The following is a 15675-nucleotide window of genomic DNA, read 5'->3' on the forward strand; positions in this document are numbered from 1 at the left end:
ACAAGCCCCAAATCGGGTTTTCAGGGCCAGGCTAAACACAGTAACTTCGAAAATGGGGAGGAATTGCAGCTTTTCAACGGCTGAAATCACCCCTCCCCTACCTTTGCTCAGGCTTTTTTCGCTGCCTCGTGGTACACCAGCAGCGGCGCCTTGTTCTCTTCAATTGTGGACTCGTCCACAACAACCTTGTTCACATTGCTGGCATTGGGCAAATCGAACATGGTGTCTATCAGTGACTGCTCAAGAATGGAGCGCAAGCCGCGGGCCCCGGTCTTGCGGGCCAGGGCCTTGCGGGCAATGGCTTTCAGCGCGGAAGGGCGAATCTCCAGGTCAACACCCTCCATGGCCAGCAGCTTGCTGAATTGTTTGACGACGGCATTTTTGGGTTCGGTCAAGATCTGCACCAAAGCGTCTTCCGTCAGCTCGGCCAGGGTAGCGACCACAGGCATGCGGCCCACCAGCTCGGGGATCAGGCCGAACTTGATCAGGTCTTCCGGCTCCACGTCCTTGAACGACTCGGTCAGGCTGCGCGCTTTCTTGCTCTTTACAGCAGCGCCAAAACCGATACCCGATGCTTCGGTGCGGTTCTCTATGACTTTCTCAAGCCCCGAGAATGCGCCACCGCAGATAAACAGGATGTTGGTGGTATCGACCTGCAAAAAGTCCTGGTTCGGGTGCTTGCGTCCGCCCTGCGGCGGCACAGACGCCATCGTGCCTTCGATCAGCTTGAGCAGCGCCTGCTGCACGCCTTCACCCGACACGTCACGCGTGATCGAAGGGTTGTCTGACTTGCGTGAAATCTTGTCGATCTCGTCAATATAAACAATGCCCTGCTGCGCACGCTCGACTTCATAGTTGCAGCTCTGCAGCAGCTTCTGGATGATGTTTTCAACGTCCTCGCCCACATAACCGGCTTCGGTCAGTGTGGTGGCATCAGCCATCACAAACGGTACATTCAGGGTGCGCGCCAGCGTCTGGGCCAGCAGCGTCTTGCCAGAACCGGTTGGGCCTATCAGCAGGATGTTGCTCTTGGTGAGCTCGACATCATCCTTCTTGGCTTTTTCCTTGTGGCGAAGACGCTTGTAGTGGTTGTAAACAGCCACGGCCAGGGTACGTTTGGCCGGTTCCTGCCCAATGACATAACCGTCAAGTGTGGCCTTGATCTCAAGGGGAGTCGGGAGGTCGGTACGGGTTTCGCGGACGTCTTCGCCGGCGGGCAACTCATCACGGATGATTTCGTTGCAAAGGTCTATACATTCGTCGCAGATAAAGACCGATGGTCCGGCGATCAGCTTTTTGACTTCGTGCTGGCTTTTGCCGCAGAAAGAACAGTACAGTGTCTTTTCACTGGAGGAGCCTTTTTTCTCGGCCATTGCTTGGGTGCCTTTAAAAAGAAAACTGTTCGCTAATGATAACCAAATAAAAAAGGCGCTTTCTGTAACAGAAAACGCCCTTTTCAGGTCAGGGAGCAGCGTTTATGGGCATTTACGGGCGTTTGGAAATCACTTCGTCGACCACACCGTAAGTCTTGGCTTCGTCGGCAAACATGAAGTAGTCACGCTCGGTGTCGCGTTCGATCTTTTCGATCGTCTGGCCGGTGTTGGCCGCCAGGATGCGGTTGAGCTGGTCACGTGTCTTCAGGATGTCTTTGGCATGAATCTCGATATCGCTGGCCTGGCCCTGTGCACCGCCCGATGGCTGGTGAATCATGACCCGCGAATTGGGCAGCGAAAAACGTTTGCCCTTGGTACCTGCTGCAAGCAGGAAGGCACCCATGCTGGCCGCCATGCCGACGCAGAGCGTGGACACGTCGGGCTTGATGAACTTCATGGTGTCGTAAATCGCCATGCCCGCCGTGACGGAGCCGCCGGGGGAGTTGATGTAGAAGGAGATGTCCTTGTCAGGGTTTTCGCTTTCCAGGAATAGCAACTGCGCCACCACGAGGTTGGCAGTCTGGTCATTGACCGGGCCGACCAGGAAAATCACGCGCTCCTTCAGCAGGCGTGAATAAATGTCATACGAACGCTCGCCGCGCCCGGACTGCTCGATCACCATGGGCACCATGCCCAGACCCTGGGTGTCGAGGGCTCCGGCCTGTGCGCCGCCGTAAATACTGTTTCTGACCATTGTTTTCTCCAGAGAAGCTTGGGAATGACTTGGGATTTAAGGGCTACTGTAACCAAAAAGAAATGGGGCTTGTGCGCCGGACTTCAAGCCGTGCACAAACCCCAATTTTTCCGGCGACGGAACTGATCAGTTCTGGGCCATCAGTTCGTCGAAAGACACCGACTTCTCGGTAACCTTCGCTTTGGACAGCACAAAGTCGGTCACGTTGTTCTCAATCACGACGGCCTCGACTTCGGCCATGCGGCGGTTGTCGCTCAGGTACCAGCGCACCACATCCTGCGGTTTTTCGTAGCTGGCGGCCAGCTCTTCGATGTGTGCCTTGAGCTGGTCAGGTTTGGCCTGCAGTTCATTGGAGCGAACCAGTTCTGCCACCACCAGACCCAGGCGCACGCGCTTTTCAGCCTGCGGGCGGAAGATGTCGTCGGGAATCGGCGCCTTGTCGGCATCCTTGACGCCGCGCTGCTTCAGGTCGGCACGGGCGGCTTCGATCATGCGGTCGAGTTCAGCCTGGATGCTGGACTTCGGCAGGTCGAGCTCGGCCTTGGCGACCAGCGCATCCATGACGGCATTCTTGTTGCGGGCCAGCACGCGGAACTTGACTTCACGCTCAAGGTTCTTCTTGATGTCGCTGCGCAGGCCTTCGACGGTCGCGTCGGCGATGCCCAGGGACTTGGCGAGTGCTTCGTTGACTTCAGGCAGGTGCGCTGCTTCGAGCTTCTTGACGGTCACGAGGAAATCAGCCTGCTTGCCGGCCACTTCCTTGCCGTGGTAATCAGCGGGGAAGCTCAGCGGGAAAGTCTTGCTTTCGCCGTTCTTCATGCCGCGCACGGCTTCTTCAAACTCTTTGAGCATCTGGCCATCGCCGATGATGAACTGGAAGTCTTCAGCCTTGCCGCCGGCGAAAGGTTCACCGTCGATCTTGCCTTCGAAGTCGATGGTGGCGCGGTCACCGTCCTGGGCCGGTGCATCGGCGGCACGCTGTGCAAAAGTGCGGCGCTGCTTGCGCAGGATGTCCAGGGTCTTGTCGATGGCGGCATCGCTCACATCGGCAGTCACTTTCTCGACTTCAGCGGTAGCCAAATCGCCGATCTTGACTTCAGGATAAACCTCGAACACGGCGTCGAACTGCAGGTCGCCTTCAGGCGCGCCTTCTTTTTCGCTGATGCGGGGCTGGCCGGCAACGCGAAGCTTGGCTTCATTGGCGGCCGTGGCAAAGGCCTCGCCAACCTTGTCATTCATGACTTCGTAGTGGACCGAATAGCCATAACGCTGGGCCACAACATTCATGGGCACCTTGCCCGGGCGGAAGCCGTCCATCTTGACGGTGCGGGCCAGCTTCTTCAGGCGGGTGTCAACTTCAGACTGGATGGTGCCCACAGGCAGCGTCAGGGTGATCTTGCGTTCCAGCTTTTCGAGGGTTTCAACATTCACGGCCATGGTGGGCTCCTAAAAATCTAATAGTCAATCTAGTCAAACAGAGGCTGCCGAAGATCGGGTTGACATCAACAAGCCTGCAATTTTCAAGGGTGGTGCGCGGGGGGGGACTCGAACCCCCACATCCTTGCGGACGTCAGGACCTAAACCTGGTGCGTCTACCAATTTCGCCACCCGCGCGCCGGAAAACAAAAAACGGGAATGCGGCCTGCCGGAGATTTCTCTCAAAGGCCTGGCCGAACTCCCGCCTGAAATCGGTCAACCGCGTATTTTAGCCTGTAAAGACCGCCCACCCGACGGCTTCTTCCCGCAGGCCCTGGCTTCAGGCTGCGGCAGGTGTTTCACGTTTCACCCGAAACCACGCAGCGTACATCGCCGGCAAAGCCAGCAGGGTCAGGGCTGTCGCCACAATCAGCCCGCCCATGATGGCCACGGCCATGGGGCCCCAGAACACGCTGCGCGACAACGGGATCATGGCCAGCACGGCAGCGGCGGCGGTCAGTACGATGGGCCGCAAGCGGCGCACGGCGGACTCGACGATGGCATCCCAGGCCGGAACCCCACGAGCACGATCCTGCTCGATCTGATCAATCAGGATGACGGAGTTGCGCTGGATCATGCCCATCAGGGCAATCACGCCCAGCAAAGCCACAAACCCGAAAGGCCTGCCCAGCACCAGCAATGCGCCGGCCACACCGGCAATGCCCAGCGGGCCTGTCAGGAACACCAGCATCGCACGGCTGAAACTGTGCAACTGCAGCATGAGCAGCGTGAAGGTGATAAACAGCATGATGGGCACCCCCGCCACAATGGACGCCGAGCCCTTGCTGCTTTCTTCCACCGCACCAGCCACCTGGATGCGGTAGCCGTGAAGGCCGGCGTTATGCCACTTTTTCTCCAGCGCATCGAGTTTGGGCTGGAGTTCACCGGTCACCGTGGCGCCCTGCACGCCTTCAACGATATCGCTTTGTACCGTGATCGCATAGTCACGGTTCTCACGCCACATCACGCCTGGCTCCCAGGTGAAGACAGGTTTGGCAATTTGCGTCAGCGGTATCGACCTGCCCGAGGCCGTTGGCAGGTAAGCGTTGCCGATGTCGGTGATGGCATTGCGCTCGTCCTGCGGCTGGCGCAACACGATGTCTATGAGCTTGTCGCCCTCACGGTACTGCCCGACTGTCGTACCCGACAAAATCGTGCGCGATGCCTGCGCAATCGACTGGCTGGTCACGCCCAAAGCGCGTGCCTTGGACTGGTCCACTTCCAGCCGCAGCACCTTGACCGATTCATTCCAGTTGTCGTTCACGCCACGCGTGTTGGTGTTCTCGCGCATCACCGCCTTGACTTCATCGGCCCGCTCACGCAGTACCACCGGGTCTATGCCCACCACACGGAACTGCACCGGGTAGGGTACAGGTGGGCCATTGGGCAGCAGCTTGATGCGCGCCCGGACTTCAGGGAATTCTGTTGCCATCAGCGCTGGCAGCTTGATGCGCAGCGATTCGCGCAGCTTCAAATCCTTTGGCAGCACGATCATCTGCGAGACATTGGTCTGCGGAAAAACCTGGTCCAGCGGCAAATAAAAGCGCGGCACACCGGAACCTACCCAGGTGCTGACCGAAGTAACGCCATCTTCCTTCATCAGCCGTGCTTCCACACGTTTGGCCACGGCCTCGTTCGCTGCAAAAGAGGTGCCCTCAGGGAACCAGATGTCGAGCATGATCTCGGGCCGGCTTGAATCCGGGAAGAACTGTTGTTGCACCTTGCCCATGCCGACAATGCCCAGCGCGAACATCAACACCGTCGCGCCAATGGTGATCCAGCGGTATTGCACACACCAGTTCACTGCCTTGCGGAAGGTGTTGTAGAAGGGTGAGTCGAACATTTCATGCTCGTCTTCGTGTCCCGGCGTGTGGCCGTCATGCGCTTTTTCGACGACATGGTCGGGCTTTTTCAGCAGCAATGTGCCCAGGTAAGGCACAAAATACACCGACACGATCCAGCTCAGCACCAGCGCGATCACCGTCACCGCAAAAATGGCGTAGGTGTATTCGCCGGTCACCGACTTCGCCAGGCCAATCGGCAAAAAGCCGGCAGCGGTGATCAGCGTTCCGGTCAGCATGGGCATGGCGGTGATTTCATAGGCGAAAGTCGCGGCGCGCACCTTGTCGTAGCCCTCTTCCATCTTGCGCACCATCATCTCGACCGCAATGATGGCGTCATCGACCAGCAGGCCCAGCGCAATGATGAGCGAACCCAGCGATATCTTGTGCAGGCCGATGCCGAAATACATCATCGCCAGGAAGGTCACACTCAGCACCAGCGGAATGGTGATGCCGACCACCAGACCGGGGCGAATGTCGATGTAATAACGCTTCCACCAGGGCAACGGGCCATTCGCGCCTTCTGGCCGTTTGTGGAAACCCAGGCTGATGAAACTGACGGCCAGCACAATCACCACGGCCTCAATGAGCACGCGCACAAACTCGTTGACCGATGAAGACACCGCCGTCGGCTGGTCCTGAATCTGCACCAGTGTCATCCCCGCGGGCAGCGTTTTGCTGATGGTGGCCGATAGCGCCTTCAGCGATTTGCCCAGTGCAATGATGTCGCCGCCCTTGGCCATGGACACACCCAGCGCAATGACTTCCCTGCCCTGGTGGTGCACCTTGATGCCGGGCGGATCGACGTAGCCGCGCTTGATCTCGGCGATGTCACCGAGCTGCAACTGGCTACCCGATGTGCCGCGTATCGGCATGGCGCGCAATTGTTCAACCGCCGTGAACTGCCCGGCCACCCGTACCTGCACGACATCCAGCGGCGTCTGCACCGCACCAGCTGACTCGACCGCGTTCTGCTGGCCGAGTTGCGCCAGCACCTGATTGAAGTCCAGGCCCAGCTGCGCCAGGCGTTTCTGAGAAATCTCTATGAACAGCTTTTCATCCTGCGCACCGAAAAGCTCAACCTTGGCCACGTCCGGCACACGCAGCAATTGCTGCCGTACGTCGTCGGCAAACACCCTGGTTTCCGCGTAGCTGAAACCGTCGGATTCCAGCGCGTAAATCACGCCATACACATCGCCGAATTCATCATTGAAGAACGGGCCCTGAATACCGCCAGGCAGGGTGCCACGCATGTCGCCGATCTTCTTGCGCACGCTGTACCAGACGTTGGGCACATCTGCAGCTTTTGACGAGTCCTTGATCTGGAAAATGATCTGTGACTCGCCGGGCTTGGAGTAGCTGCGGATCTTGTCCGCGTAAGGCACCTCCTGCAGGGTGCGTTCGAGCTTGTCTGTGACCTGTTCTGCCACCTGCTGCGCTGTGGCGCCCGGCCAGTAGGTGCGGACCACCATGGCGCGGAAGGTGAACGGCGGGTCTTCGTCCTGGCCAAGCTGGAAGTAGGACGCAAAACCCAGCAGCATCAGCACCACCATGAGGTAGCGCGTCAGGGCGGGATGATCAAGCGCCCACCGGGAAAGGTTAAAACCTTTTGAAGGCTCTGAAGAACCTGAAGGAGGAGTCTGTGACATGCCAGCCCCTTACTTCGAAGCGGGAGCCTGAGCCGGCGCGGCAAGCCTGACAGCGGCGGCATCGCTGGCTGCGGGGTTCACAGCCGTCTGGGGAGTCGCAGCTGGCGCAGCAGCTTTCTCCTGGTAGAGGGTGACCTTCTGGCCCGGCGACAGCACATGCACGCCGGCACTCACCACCAGTGCGCCGGGTTGCAGGCCTGCGGCGATCACAACATCATTGCCATCAGCCGTGGCGATCTGCACAGTCTGCGACTTGACTGTCATCGTGGCCTTGTCAACTACCCACACTGCGCTGGCCTTGCCGTCCTGCCGCAACGCGCTGGTCGGCAGCTTGATGACCTGCAGGCCTTCCGGCGTTCCGGCCAGACCTTGCGGGATCACATAAACGGTCGCACCCAAAGGCGGCGTGGTGTCTTTCGACTCAAGCGACACCTTGACCGGGTAGGTGCGTGTCAAAGGGTCTGCGCTGGCGCCGACTTCCCTGACCTTCGCTGCAAGCTGGGCGTCCTGCGTCCATCCGCGCACCTTCACCGGCTGGCCGGGCTTGAAAGACACCACCTTGTCTTCAGGCACAGAAAAGACCACGTCGCGCGGGCCATCTGCGGCAATGCGCACCACGGGCGTGCCGGCCGTCACCACCTGGCCAACCTCGGCTTCAACGGCTGTGACCACGCCGGCCACATCAGCCACCAGTGATGCATAACTCGCCTGGTTGCCCTGCACCGCCAGTTGCGACTGGGCCTGCTCGTACTGCGCCTGAGCGGCCTTGAGTGCGGTTTCGCGGCGCTCCAGTTCGGCGCCGCTGATGAAGTTCTGCTCTTTCAACTCTTTATAGCGTTTGAAATCTGCGGCGGCCAGGTCACGGTTGGTGGCGGCGGCCTGCAGTTGCGCACGAGCAGCATCGGCAGCCAGTTTGTAATCCTGCGGGTCAAGCTGCGCCAGCACCTGGCCGGCCTTCACGCGCTGGCCCAACTCGGCCTGGCGCTTGATGATCTTGCCCCCCACGCGAAAGCCCAGCCTGGATTCGACCTGCGCCCGGACTTCACCTGCATACTCGTGGGTGGACGAGAAGGTATTGACCCCTACCGTCAGCACCTTGACAGCACGAATCGGCTCTTCGGGTGGCGCGGCTGGAGAACAGGCTGCCAGCAGGAATGCCGCGCCAGCAAGAAGACCAATAAGGGGAGCGCTCCCAGGCGCAGGTATTGTTTTTTTCATGATTCAGGTAAGGTGAATGGCTACTACTGACTGACTGGTTAGTAATCTATGAGAAAGCTGCGGGCTTGTCAAGCGACAATCTCAGGCATGAATCAAGGCAGTCATTCCGGCAATCCAGAGCGCCCTGTGCACGGCGCGGCCGGGCTTGCGCAGGGAGTCAGCCACTATGAAAACTTCCCGGTAGCGTCTTTTCTTTGCCCACCCAGACTGCGCCCTGCGATTGCGGCCATTTACTGGTTCGCGCGCACGGCAGACGACATTGCAGACGAAGGCGATGCCGACGCCCACACCCGGCTGGCCGATCTTGCCGCCTATCACGACGACCTGCTGGCCTGCGCCGCAAGCCGGCCCGTATCCATGCGCTGGGCCGCGGTTTTTGTCCCCCTGAAGACCGTCATCGCACAGTTCAACCTGCCGGTACACCTGCTTGCCGACCTTCTCAGCGCCTTCGAACAGGACGTGGTCAAGAAGCGTTATTCCAGCCAGTGGGACGTGCTCGACTACTGTCGCCGCTCTGCCAACCCCGTGGGGCGCCTGCTGCTGCATCTTTACGGTGTGAAAGACGAAGCATCACTCAAACGCAGCGACTGTATCTGCACCTCACTGCAACTCATCAATTTCTGGCAAGACCTCAACGTGGATATCCCGAACGGACGCATCTACCTGCCCGCAGACAGCTGGGCCGCACATGGCGTTGACGAAGCGATGCTGCTTTCGCGCGAGATCAACCCGGCCACGACGGCGCTGGTGAAAGCCAATGTCTTATGGGCGAAATCGCTGATGCGTGAGGGCGCACCGCTGGTCAAGGCCGTGCCTGGCCGCGCGGGCTGGGAATTGCGGCTCGTCGTTCAGGGCGGATTGCGCATTGCCGAAAAAATTGAGCGCCTTGACTTCGCAACGCTGCAGACGCGACCCAAACTCAATAAGTGGGACGCAGCAGTTATGGGCTGGCGCGCCCTATGGATGTGAACTCAGAAAGCGAAGCGATGTCTTCGCAAGCAGGGGCCGCAGAACTGGCTTTGCCAGGCTGCAGGCGCAGCGGCCCCCTCGGGGGGGCAGAGAGTTACGCGAAGCGAACAAACGTGGGGGCCACACATGCAACAATTGAAGCGATGACGCCAGAACAATACGTACAGGAAAAAGCCGCCGCTTCAGGCAGCAGTTTTTATTACGCATTCCTGTTCCTTCCCAAAGAACGCCGCGCCGCCATCACCGCCTTTTATGCTTTCTGCCGCGAGATCGACGATGTGGTCGATGAAGTGGTGGACCCTGGCGTGGCCCGCACCAAGCTGGCCTGGTGGCAGACAGAAGTCGCCAAATCATTTGCCGGCCAGCCGACGCACCCGGTGATGAAGGCGTTGATGCCACTCACGGCCGCCTACAGGATCGAAGAGCGGCACCTGCAGGCTGTGATTGAAGGCTGCCAGATGGACCTGGAGCAAAACCGCTACCTCGACTTCATTGCCCTGCAGCGCTACTGCCACCTGGTGGCCGGCATCGTGGGTGAAGTCGCGGCCCGCATCTTCGGCCAGACGCAGGAAGAAACAACGACCTACGCCCACAAGATGGGCCTGGCCTTCCAGCTGACCAACATCATTCGCGACGTGGGTGAAGACGCGATGCGCGGCCGCATTTACCTGCCTGTCAACGAGCTGCAGCAGTTTGACGTGAAGGCGCATGAAATCCTCAAGCGCCAGTATTCAGACCGCTTCACGGCGCTGATGAAGTTCCAGACCGACCGCGCGCTGGCGCTTTACGACGAAGCGATTGCGATGCTGCCCGACGCAGACCGCCGCTCGCAAAAACCCGGCCTGATGATGGCCAGCATTTACCGCACCCTGCTGCGAGAGATTGCTCTTGATAACTACCAGGTGCTGCACCAGCGCGTCAGCCTGACGCCTTTGCGCAAGTTCTGGCTGGCGTGGAAGACCCAGGCATTCGGAAAAATCCAGTGATGCCCCGCCGTTTTTTGGCCGCATGAAAGTCGCAGTCATAGGCGCCGGCTGGGCGGGCTGCGCCGCAGCGGTTGAAGCCACATGGCTTGGCCATCAGGTCACCCTGTTTGAAGCCGCACGCACCGTCGGTGGCCGTGCGCGCAAGGTCGAGCTTGAATATCAGGGCCAAGCGCTGGCACTCGACAACGGCCAGCACATCCTGATCGGTGCCTACACGGACACCCTGCAACTCATGAAGGATGTTGGTGTCGATTCCGGCGCCGGGCTGCTGCGCATGCCGCTCACGCTGCAGTTTCCTGATGGCGATGGACTGAAACTGCCAAACCGGCCCGCCCCGCTGGATGCGGTATGGGGAATCCTCACCGCGCGCGGCTGGTCATGGGGCGAAAAATTCGCGCTGATCAGGGTCGCCACCGGCTGGCGGCTAAAGAACTTCGAATGTGCGCCTGCGTTGTCGGTCGCCGACATCTGCAAGGGACTGCCGCCACGCATCATGGCGACTTTTATCGAGCCGCTCTGTGTGTCTGCGCTCAACACGCCGCCCGAGCGCTCCAGCGGCCAGGTCTTCCTGCGCGTGCTGCACGACTCGCTGTTTTCAGTGAGCGGCGGCTCCAACCTGCTGCTGCCGCGCCTGGACCTAGGCGCGCTGCTGCCCGATGCCGCGTGTCACTGTTTGAAGGCGAACGGTGGACTTGTCAATATCGGCGCGCGCGTGCAGGCCCTCAAGAGAACAAACGCAGGCTGGCAACTGCAGCTTGATGCTGCGGACGCAGACACCGCCCAGGTGTTTGACAAGGTGGTCCTCGCCTGCCAGCCACAGGAAGCCGCGCGGCTGGTGGAGACGACTGCCCTGCCCTGCGACGGCTGGATCGCGAGCGCCCGCGCACTTGAGCATGAAGCGATTGCCACCGTCTATGCCATGGCCCCAGGCGCGCGTTTGGCCTTGCCCATGCTGGCTCTGCGCTCTGGCGAAGAGTTTCCAGCCCAGTTCGTTTTTGACCGCGGCCAGCTGGGCGGCCCGGCCGGGCTGCTGGCTTTTGTCATCAGCGCCAGCCACGGCAGCGCTGCAACGCTGGGTGAGCAGGTACAGAAGCAGGCAGCGGCGCAACTGGGCATTGCCGGCCTCCTGGTGTTGCAGACGATTGTCGAAAAACGCGCCACCTTCGCCTGCACACCCGGCCTGCACCGCCCGGCCATGCATGTTGCGCAGCACCTGCTGGCGTGTGGCGACTATGTGGATGGCCCCTACCCGGCCACGCTGGAAGGTGCGGTGCGCTCGGGGTTGGTGGCTGCACGTGGGTTGTGACGCTTCTTGCTATTAAATCAATAGCTGCTCACGTGCGTATTTATTGGCCTGCAGCCGTTTTAATGCCTTAAAACAGGCCTTTTTTGGCTGTTTTCGCGACTTTGGAAGCCTGCCTGCACTGCCCCGGCATCAAATTTTAACGTACATGTTAATTTTTTAACTTATACGTTAAAAATCTCTTGCGAACCGCCTCAGGCAGCCCTGATCAGGTCACACAACTCGGTCAGGCTTGTGACGGACAAGTGCGGCGTCTCTTCGTGCTTCCAGACATAAGCCGCGCGGTTGACCCAGACCGTCTGCATGCCCACGTTCAGCGCGCCCATCACGTCGAGCATGGTGTCGTCGCCAATATGCAGCACGTTGGCCGGCGATGTGTCCACCGCGCCCGCAGCCGCCACAAAAATCCGCGGGTCGGGTTTGGCCGCACCAAAGGACTGCGCACTGATGCTGGCCTTGAAGAATTTGCCAAGGCCCACACGCTCTATATCGGCATTGCCATTGGACAGCGCCACCAGCGGAAAGCGCTCTGCCAGAAAAGCCAGCGCGTGCGGTGCGTCCTCAAACAGCGTTACCCGGTTGCGTTCGGCAAAAAAGACTTCAAAGCCTTCTTCGGCCAGCAGCGGGTTTTCTTTTGACCGGTACAGCGCCAGGCGTATGGCCTCGCGGCGTATGGCGCTCATGTTGTGCTTGAGCTCGGGCCGGGTGCGCACAATGTGCTCGCGGATCTCGCTGCGCACCTGTGGGTTGGAGAACAATGCCGCCGTCATGGGGGCGCGTTCACTGAGCCAGTTCTCAAGCGCCTTCTCGGCCCTTTCAATCACCGGCCACACGGGCCAGAGGGTGTCGTCAAGGTCCAGCGTAATGGCCTTGACCAGTTTCAGGTCGAGCAGATTAGACATGTTGTAGGCGAGAATAACCCATGTCTTTTGCGACCGAACCCACCTTCAAGCACGGCCAGCCACCCAGGGCCGCATCAGGCACTGCGATCCTGTACTGCAACCTCGGCACACCCGACGAGCCGACCGCGCCGGCGCTGCGGCGCTACCTCGGCGAATTTTTAAGCGACCACCGAGTGGTCGAGATTCCCAAAGCCATCTGGTGGCTGATTCTGCACGGCATCATCCTGCGCGTGCGGCCGAAAAAATCTGCCGCCAAGTACGCCAGCATCTGGATGGAGCAAGGCTCGCCGCTCAAGGTCTGGACACAAAAGCAGGCTGCCCTGCTGGGCGAAAAGCTGGCTGCCCGGGGCCATGCCGTCGAGGTGCGTTACGCCATGCGCTACGGCAACCCGTCCATCGCCTCGCAGCTTGACGCCCTCAAGGCAGACGGCGTGACCCGTATCCTCATTCTTCCCGCCTATCCGCAGTACAGCGGCACCACCACGGCCAGCGTGTGTGATGCGGTCTACAGCTGGGCTGCTAACATCCGACACCTGCCCGAGTTCCGTTTCGTCAACCGCTATCACGACGACCCCGGCTACATCAGCGCGCTGGCCGGCAAAATCCGCGAGCACTGGGCCGCAAACGGCCAGGCCGATCAACTCGTGATGAGCTTTCACGGCGTGCCCGAGCGCACCCTCAAACTCGGCGACCCCTACCACTGCGAGTGCTACAAAACCGCGCGCCTGCTGGCTGAAAATCTGGGCCTCAACAAGCAACAGTACAGACTCACCTTCCAGTCGCGCTTTGGCAAGGCGAAATGGCTGGAGCCGTACACAGAGCCCACGCTGGTACAGATGGCACAGGGCGGCGTGAAAAGCGTCGATGTGGTCTGCCCGGGTTTTACAGGCGACTGCCTGGAGACGCTGGAAGAAATCAACATGGAAGCGCGCCACGCTTTTATCGAAGCCGGCGGCCAGGCCTTCAACTACATCGAATGCCTGAACGACAGCCCGGCGTGGATAAGTGCGCTGGCGGACTTCAGCACAGCTCAGCTGGGCGGCTGGACTACGCAACCCGGTCAGCCAGGGGAGCTGGCTGCATCCCGCGCAGCCGCACTGGCACTGGGCGCAGCGGACTAAGACCTGCTAATAACAGGCCGAACGCTCGGCGCGTTCACTGGCCTCGATAAACGACGATATCTTTTCAAGCTGGCCCAACACATTCAGGGCCGGCGCATGGCCGCAGCCTTCAATCTCTATCACCCGCGCCAGGCCCAGGCTGCCGGGGCCGCGCCGCAGCATCTCGCAGGTCGTCTCGCGCAGCACAAGGTCTGACTCAGCACCGCGCAGGCACAGCACAGGGATGTTGATCGCGTCGTAATGGTCCCAGATCAGGTAGTCGTTCGGGTGGCTGGTGAACTGCTGCACCATGGCCGGGTCGTAATGCGGTGTCACACGGCCGTCGGGCAGGCGGCGGGTGGATGTCTCGGTGAGACGCTGCCACTGCGCATCACTGAGCCAGCCATAGGGTTTGTAGACCACACGAAAGAAGGCTTCAAGCTCGGCCACCGTCGCAAAGGTGGGCGGATTGCCCGCGTAAGCCTTGATGCGGGCGATGGCTTCGTCGGCCAGCTGCGGGGCGTTGTCGTTGAGCGTGAGGCTTTTGATGCGGCCCTTCATGCCCGGCTGGTAAAGGCCGGATGCGCAGACCATGCCAATCGCCCCACCCATCGAGGTACCCACCCAATGCGCTTTTTCGATGTTGAGCTGCTCGAACAGCGAGGCCGCGATGCGTGCATAAAACCTCAGGCAGTACTCATGCGTGGGCCGCGGGCTCCACTGGCTCAGGCCGCGGCCTATGGTGTCGGGGCAGATCACGCGGTAACGCGCACTCAGGTAGTCGGCCAGCTCGTCCATGTCACGGCCGGTACGGGCCAGCCCGTGCCAGGCGATCACCACGTCCTTGTGCTGCGCGCCCCACTCGGTGTAGTGGATTTCGCGTCCTGCGCAGGTCAGGTAATGCGAGGTAAATGACATGGGCGCTGGCTTCCTGTACTTCTGCTTTGGGTTGCGGTTTACTTGAGCAGCTTGCCGGTGCTGCCGATGACGGTCACCTCGACATAGCGCGAGCCGACCCGGTTGCTGGGTGAAAAGCCGACAGTGATGCCACCAGTGTCAAAGCTGCCCATTGATTCGAGCGCCTTGACGACCTTTGCACGTGTCGGGTTGGGGCCAGCGCGGCGCAATGCCTCAACCAGCACCTTGGCGCCGACAAACTCTTCAAAGCTGGTGTAGTTGACCTGCTCTTTTGGCGCGTATTTTTTAAGCAGTGCCTGGTACTCACGCACCACGGGCAGGTTGGCCATGAAAGGGTAAGGCACGACCTGGCTGATGCCCAGGCCGTGGGCGTTCTTCAGGCCCGCCAGCTTGACGAGTTCGGCCGGGTCCACCACCGAGATGTTGTAGAGCTGCGCACCGCCCCCGTTCTCGCGGTACTGCTTCATGAAAGCTGCGGTTGACTTGTTGACCGACACCATGATGATGGCCTGCGCATCCGATGCCTTGATCTTTTTGACGGCGTCATCGACCTTGTCGGTGTTGCGCTCGTAACCCGCAGCCACAGCGAGTTTCAGGTTTCGTTTCGCAAGTGCATTGGTCACGCCCAGCAAACCCGCCTTGCCAAACCCATCGTCCTGGTACATCACTGCAATGCGGTTCATGCCCAGCGTGGTGAGCTGCTGCACCATGTGTTCGGCTTCATCGGCATAACCTGCACGCACGTGAAAGATCCACGGATTGAACGGCGTGCGCAAGGCCTCGCCGCCGGTGTAGGGTGCGACCAGCGCCGCGCCGCCCACATCCAGAATGCCATCATCCAGCAGCTTGGTGACATTGGCCGTACCGGCAAAACCGAAGAGCGCAACGACCTCGGGCCGCGCCAGCATTTCGCGCGTCAGGCGTGAGGTTTCATCAACCTTGTAGGCGTCGTCGACCACCACCTGCCTGATCATGGCGCCGTGAATGCCGCCCTGGTCATTGATGTGGTCGAAATAGATCTTCCCACCCACAACCATCTGCGCCCCGGTGCTGGCCAGCACGCCCGACAGCGGCGCCACCTGGCCAATCACCAGATCAGCCGCGGACGTCAGCCCCGCCCAGCAGCAAATGGCCAGCGCTGCGCCGGCCTGCAAACCCCATTGTTTAAACGTTCTCATTTTTGTCT

Annotated in this window: 12 protein-coding genes and 1 tRNA gene; 4 read left to right on the forward strand and 9 right to left on the reverse strand. The window is 60.2% G+C overall.

What is annotated here, in order from left to right:
* Positions 1 to 107: 107 nt before the first annotated feature.
* The 6 genes from clpX to HYX42_RS22045 form a co-directional block, all read right to left on the reverse strand.
* Positions 108 to 1373, reverse strand: coding sequence for an ATP-dependent Clp protease ATP-binding subunit ClpX (clpX, locus tag HYX42_RS22020; protein WP_293407275.1), 1266 nt, complete (start codon positions 1371 to 1373; stop codon positions 108 to 110).
* A 112-nt stretch (positions 1374 to 1485) separates the two neighbouring features.
* Complete coding sequence (gene clpP, locus HYX42_RS22025) at positions 1486 to 2127, reverse strand: ATP-dependent Clp endopeptidase proteolytic subunit ClpP (protein WP_293407277.1); 642 nt, start codon at positions 2125 to 2127, stop codon at positions 1486 to 1488.
* A 126-nt stretch (positions 2128 to 2253) separates the two neighbouring features.
* Positions 2254 to 3564, reverse strand: a complete 1311-nt coding sequence (gene tig / locus HYX42_RS22030) for a trigger factor (protein ID WP_293407279.1) — start codon at positions 3562 to 3564, stop codon at positions 2254 to 2256.
* Positions 3565 to 3654: 90 nt separating this feature from the next.
* Positions 3655 to 3741, reverse strand: a tRNA-Leu gene (locus tag HYX42_RS22035).
* 142 nt (positions 3742 to 3883) lie between these two features.
* Positions 3884 to 7093 carry an efflux RND transporter permease subunit gene (locus HYX42_RS22040; RefSeq protein ID WP_293407282.1) on the reverse strand — a complete coding sequence of 1070 codons (3210 nt, stop codon included), beginning with the start codon at positions 7091 to 7093 and terminating at the stop codon, positions 3884 to 3886.
* Between the two features lie 9 nt (positions 7094 to 7102).
* Positions 7103 to 8311, reverse strand: a complete 1209-nt coding sequence (locus HYX42_RS22045) for an efflux RND transporter periplasmic adaptor subunit (RefSeq protein ID WP_293407284.1) — start codon at positions 8309 to 8311, stop codon at positions 7103 to 7105.
* Between the two features lie 87 nt (positions 8312 to 8398).
* Here HYX42_RS22045 and hpnC point away from each other — a divergent pair, with 87 nt between their 5' ends.
* From hpnC to hpnE, 3 genes are all read left to right on the forward strand, one after another.
* Positions 8399 to 9280: a squalene synthase HpnC gene (gene hpnC / locus HYX42_RS22050; RefSeq protein WP_293407286.1), complete on the forward strand. Its 882-nt coding sequence runs from the start codon at positions 8399 to 8401 to the stop codon at positions 9278 to 9280.
* 143 nt (positions 9281 to 9423) lie between these two features.
* On the forward strand, positions 9424 to 10266 hold the full coding sequence (gene hpnD, locus HYX42_RS22055) for a presqualene diphosphate synthase HpnD (protein WP_293407288.1): 843 nt from the start codon (positions 9424 to 9426) through the stop codon (positions 10264 to 10266).
* A 22-nt stretch (positions 10267 to 10288) separates the two neighbouring features.
* Positions 10289 to 11572 carry a hydroxysqualene dehydroxylase HpnE gene (gene hpnE / locus HYX42_RS22060; protein WP_293407291.1) on the forward strand — a complete coding sequence of 428 codons (1284 nt, stop codon included), beginning with the start codon at positions 10289 to 10291 and terminating at the stop codon, positions 11570 to 11572.
* Between the two features lie 191 nt (positions 11573 to 11763).
* Here the strand turns inward: hpnE and HYX42_RS22065 are convergent, their stop codons facing one another.
* Positions 11764 to 12462 (reverse strand): HAD-IA family hydrolase, encoded by a 699-nt coding sequence (locus HYX42_RS22065; protein WP_293407744.1) that lies wholly within the window; start codon positions 12460 to 12462, stop codon positions 11764 to 11766.
* 29 nt (positions 12463 to 12491) lie between these two features.
* Here HYX42_RS22065 and hemH point away from each other — a divergent pair, with 29 nt between their 5' ends.
* Positions 12492 to 13592: a ferrochelatase gene (gene hemH / locus HYX42_RS22070; protein WP_293407293.1), complete on the forward strand. Its 1101-nt coding sequence runs from the start codon at positions 12492 to 12494 to the stop codon at positions 13590 to 13592.
* 6 nt (positions 13593 to 13598) lie between these two features.
* Here hemH and HYX42_RS22075 read toward each other — a convergent pair whose 3' ends face one another.
* Together HYX42_RS22075 and HYX42_RS22080 are read right to left on the reverse strand one after the other, a co-directional pair.
* Positions 13599 to 14489 (reverse strand): alpha/beta hydrolase, encoded by an 891-nt coding sequence (locus tag HYX42_RS22075; RefSeq protein WP_293407295.1) that lies wholly within the window; start codon positions 14487 to 14489, stop codon positions 13599 to 13601.
* A 38-nt stretch (positions 14490 to 14527) separates the two neighbouring features.
* Entirely contained in the window at positions 14528 to 15667 is a 1140-nt protein-coding gene (locus HYX42_RS22080; RefSeq protein WP_293407297.1) for an ABC transporter substrate-binding protein, read from the reverse strand.
* Positions 15668 to 15675 lie beyond the last annotated feature (8 nt).

It is taken from the genome of Polaromonas sp., assembly GCF_016185115.1.
Classification (GTDB): domain Bacteria; phylum Pseudomonadota; class Gammaproteobacteria; order Burkholderiales; family Burkholderiaceae_C; genus Polaromonas.

Bases quoted from the DNA above. Each gene is read 5' to 3' on its own strand.
- clpX (WP_293407275.1), bottom strand. From the start codon at position 1,373: ATGGCCGAGAAAAAAGGCTCCTCCAGTGAAAAGACACTGTACTGTTCT.
- clpP (WP_293407277.1), bottom strand. From the start codon at position 2,127: ATGGTCAGAAACAGTATTTACGGCGGCGCACAGGCCGGAGCCCTCGAC.
- tig (WP_293407279.1), bottom strand. From the start codon at position 3,564: ATGGCCGTGAATGTTGAAACCCTCGAAAAGCTGGAACGCAAGATCACC.
- HYX42_RS22040 (WP_293407282.1), bottom strand. From the start codon at position 7,093: ATGTCACAGACTCCTCCTTCAGGTTCTTCAGAGCCTTCAAAAGGTTTT.
- HYX42_RS22045 (WP_293407284.1), bottom strand. From the start codon at position 8,311: ATGAAAAAAACAATACCTGCGCCTGGGAGCGCTCCCCTTATTGGTCTT.
- hpnC (WP_293407286.1), top strand. From the start codon at position 8,399: ATGAATCAAGGCAGTCATTCCGGCAATCCAGAGCGCCCTGTGCACGGC.
- hpnD (WP_293407288.1), top strand. From the start codon at position 9,424: ATGACGCCAGAACAATACGTACAGGAAAAAGCCGCCGCTTCAGGCAGC.
- hpnE (WP_293407291.1), top strand. From the start codon at position 10,289: ATGAAAGTCGCAGTCATAGGCGCCGGCTGGGCGGGCTGCGCCGCAGCG.
- hemH (WP_293407293.1), top strand. From the start codon at position 12,492: ATGTCTTTTGCGACCGAACCCACCTTCAAGCACGGCCAGCCACCCAGG.
- HYX42_RS22075 (WP_293407295.1), bottom strand. From the start codon at position 14,489: ATGTCATTTACCTCGCATTACCTGACCTGCGCAGGACGCGAAATCCAC.
- HYX42_RS22080 (WP_293407297.1), bottom strand. From the start codon at position 15,667: ATGAGAACGTTTAAACAATGGGGTTTGCAGGCCGGCGCAGCGCTGGCC.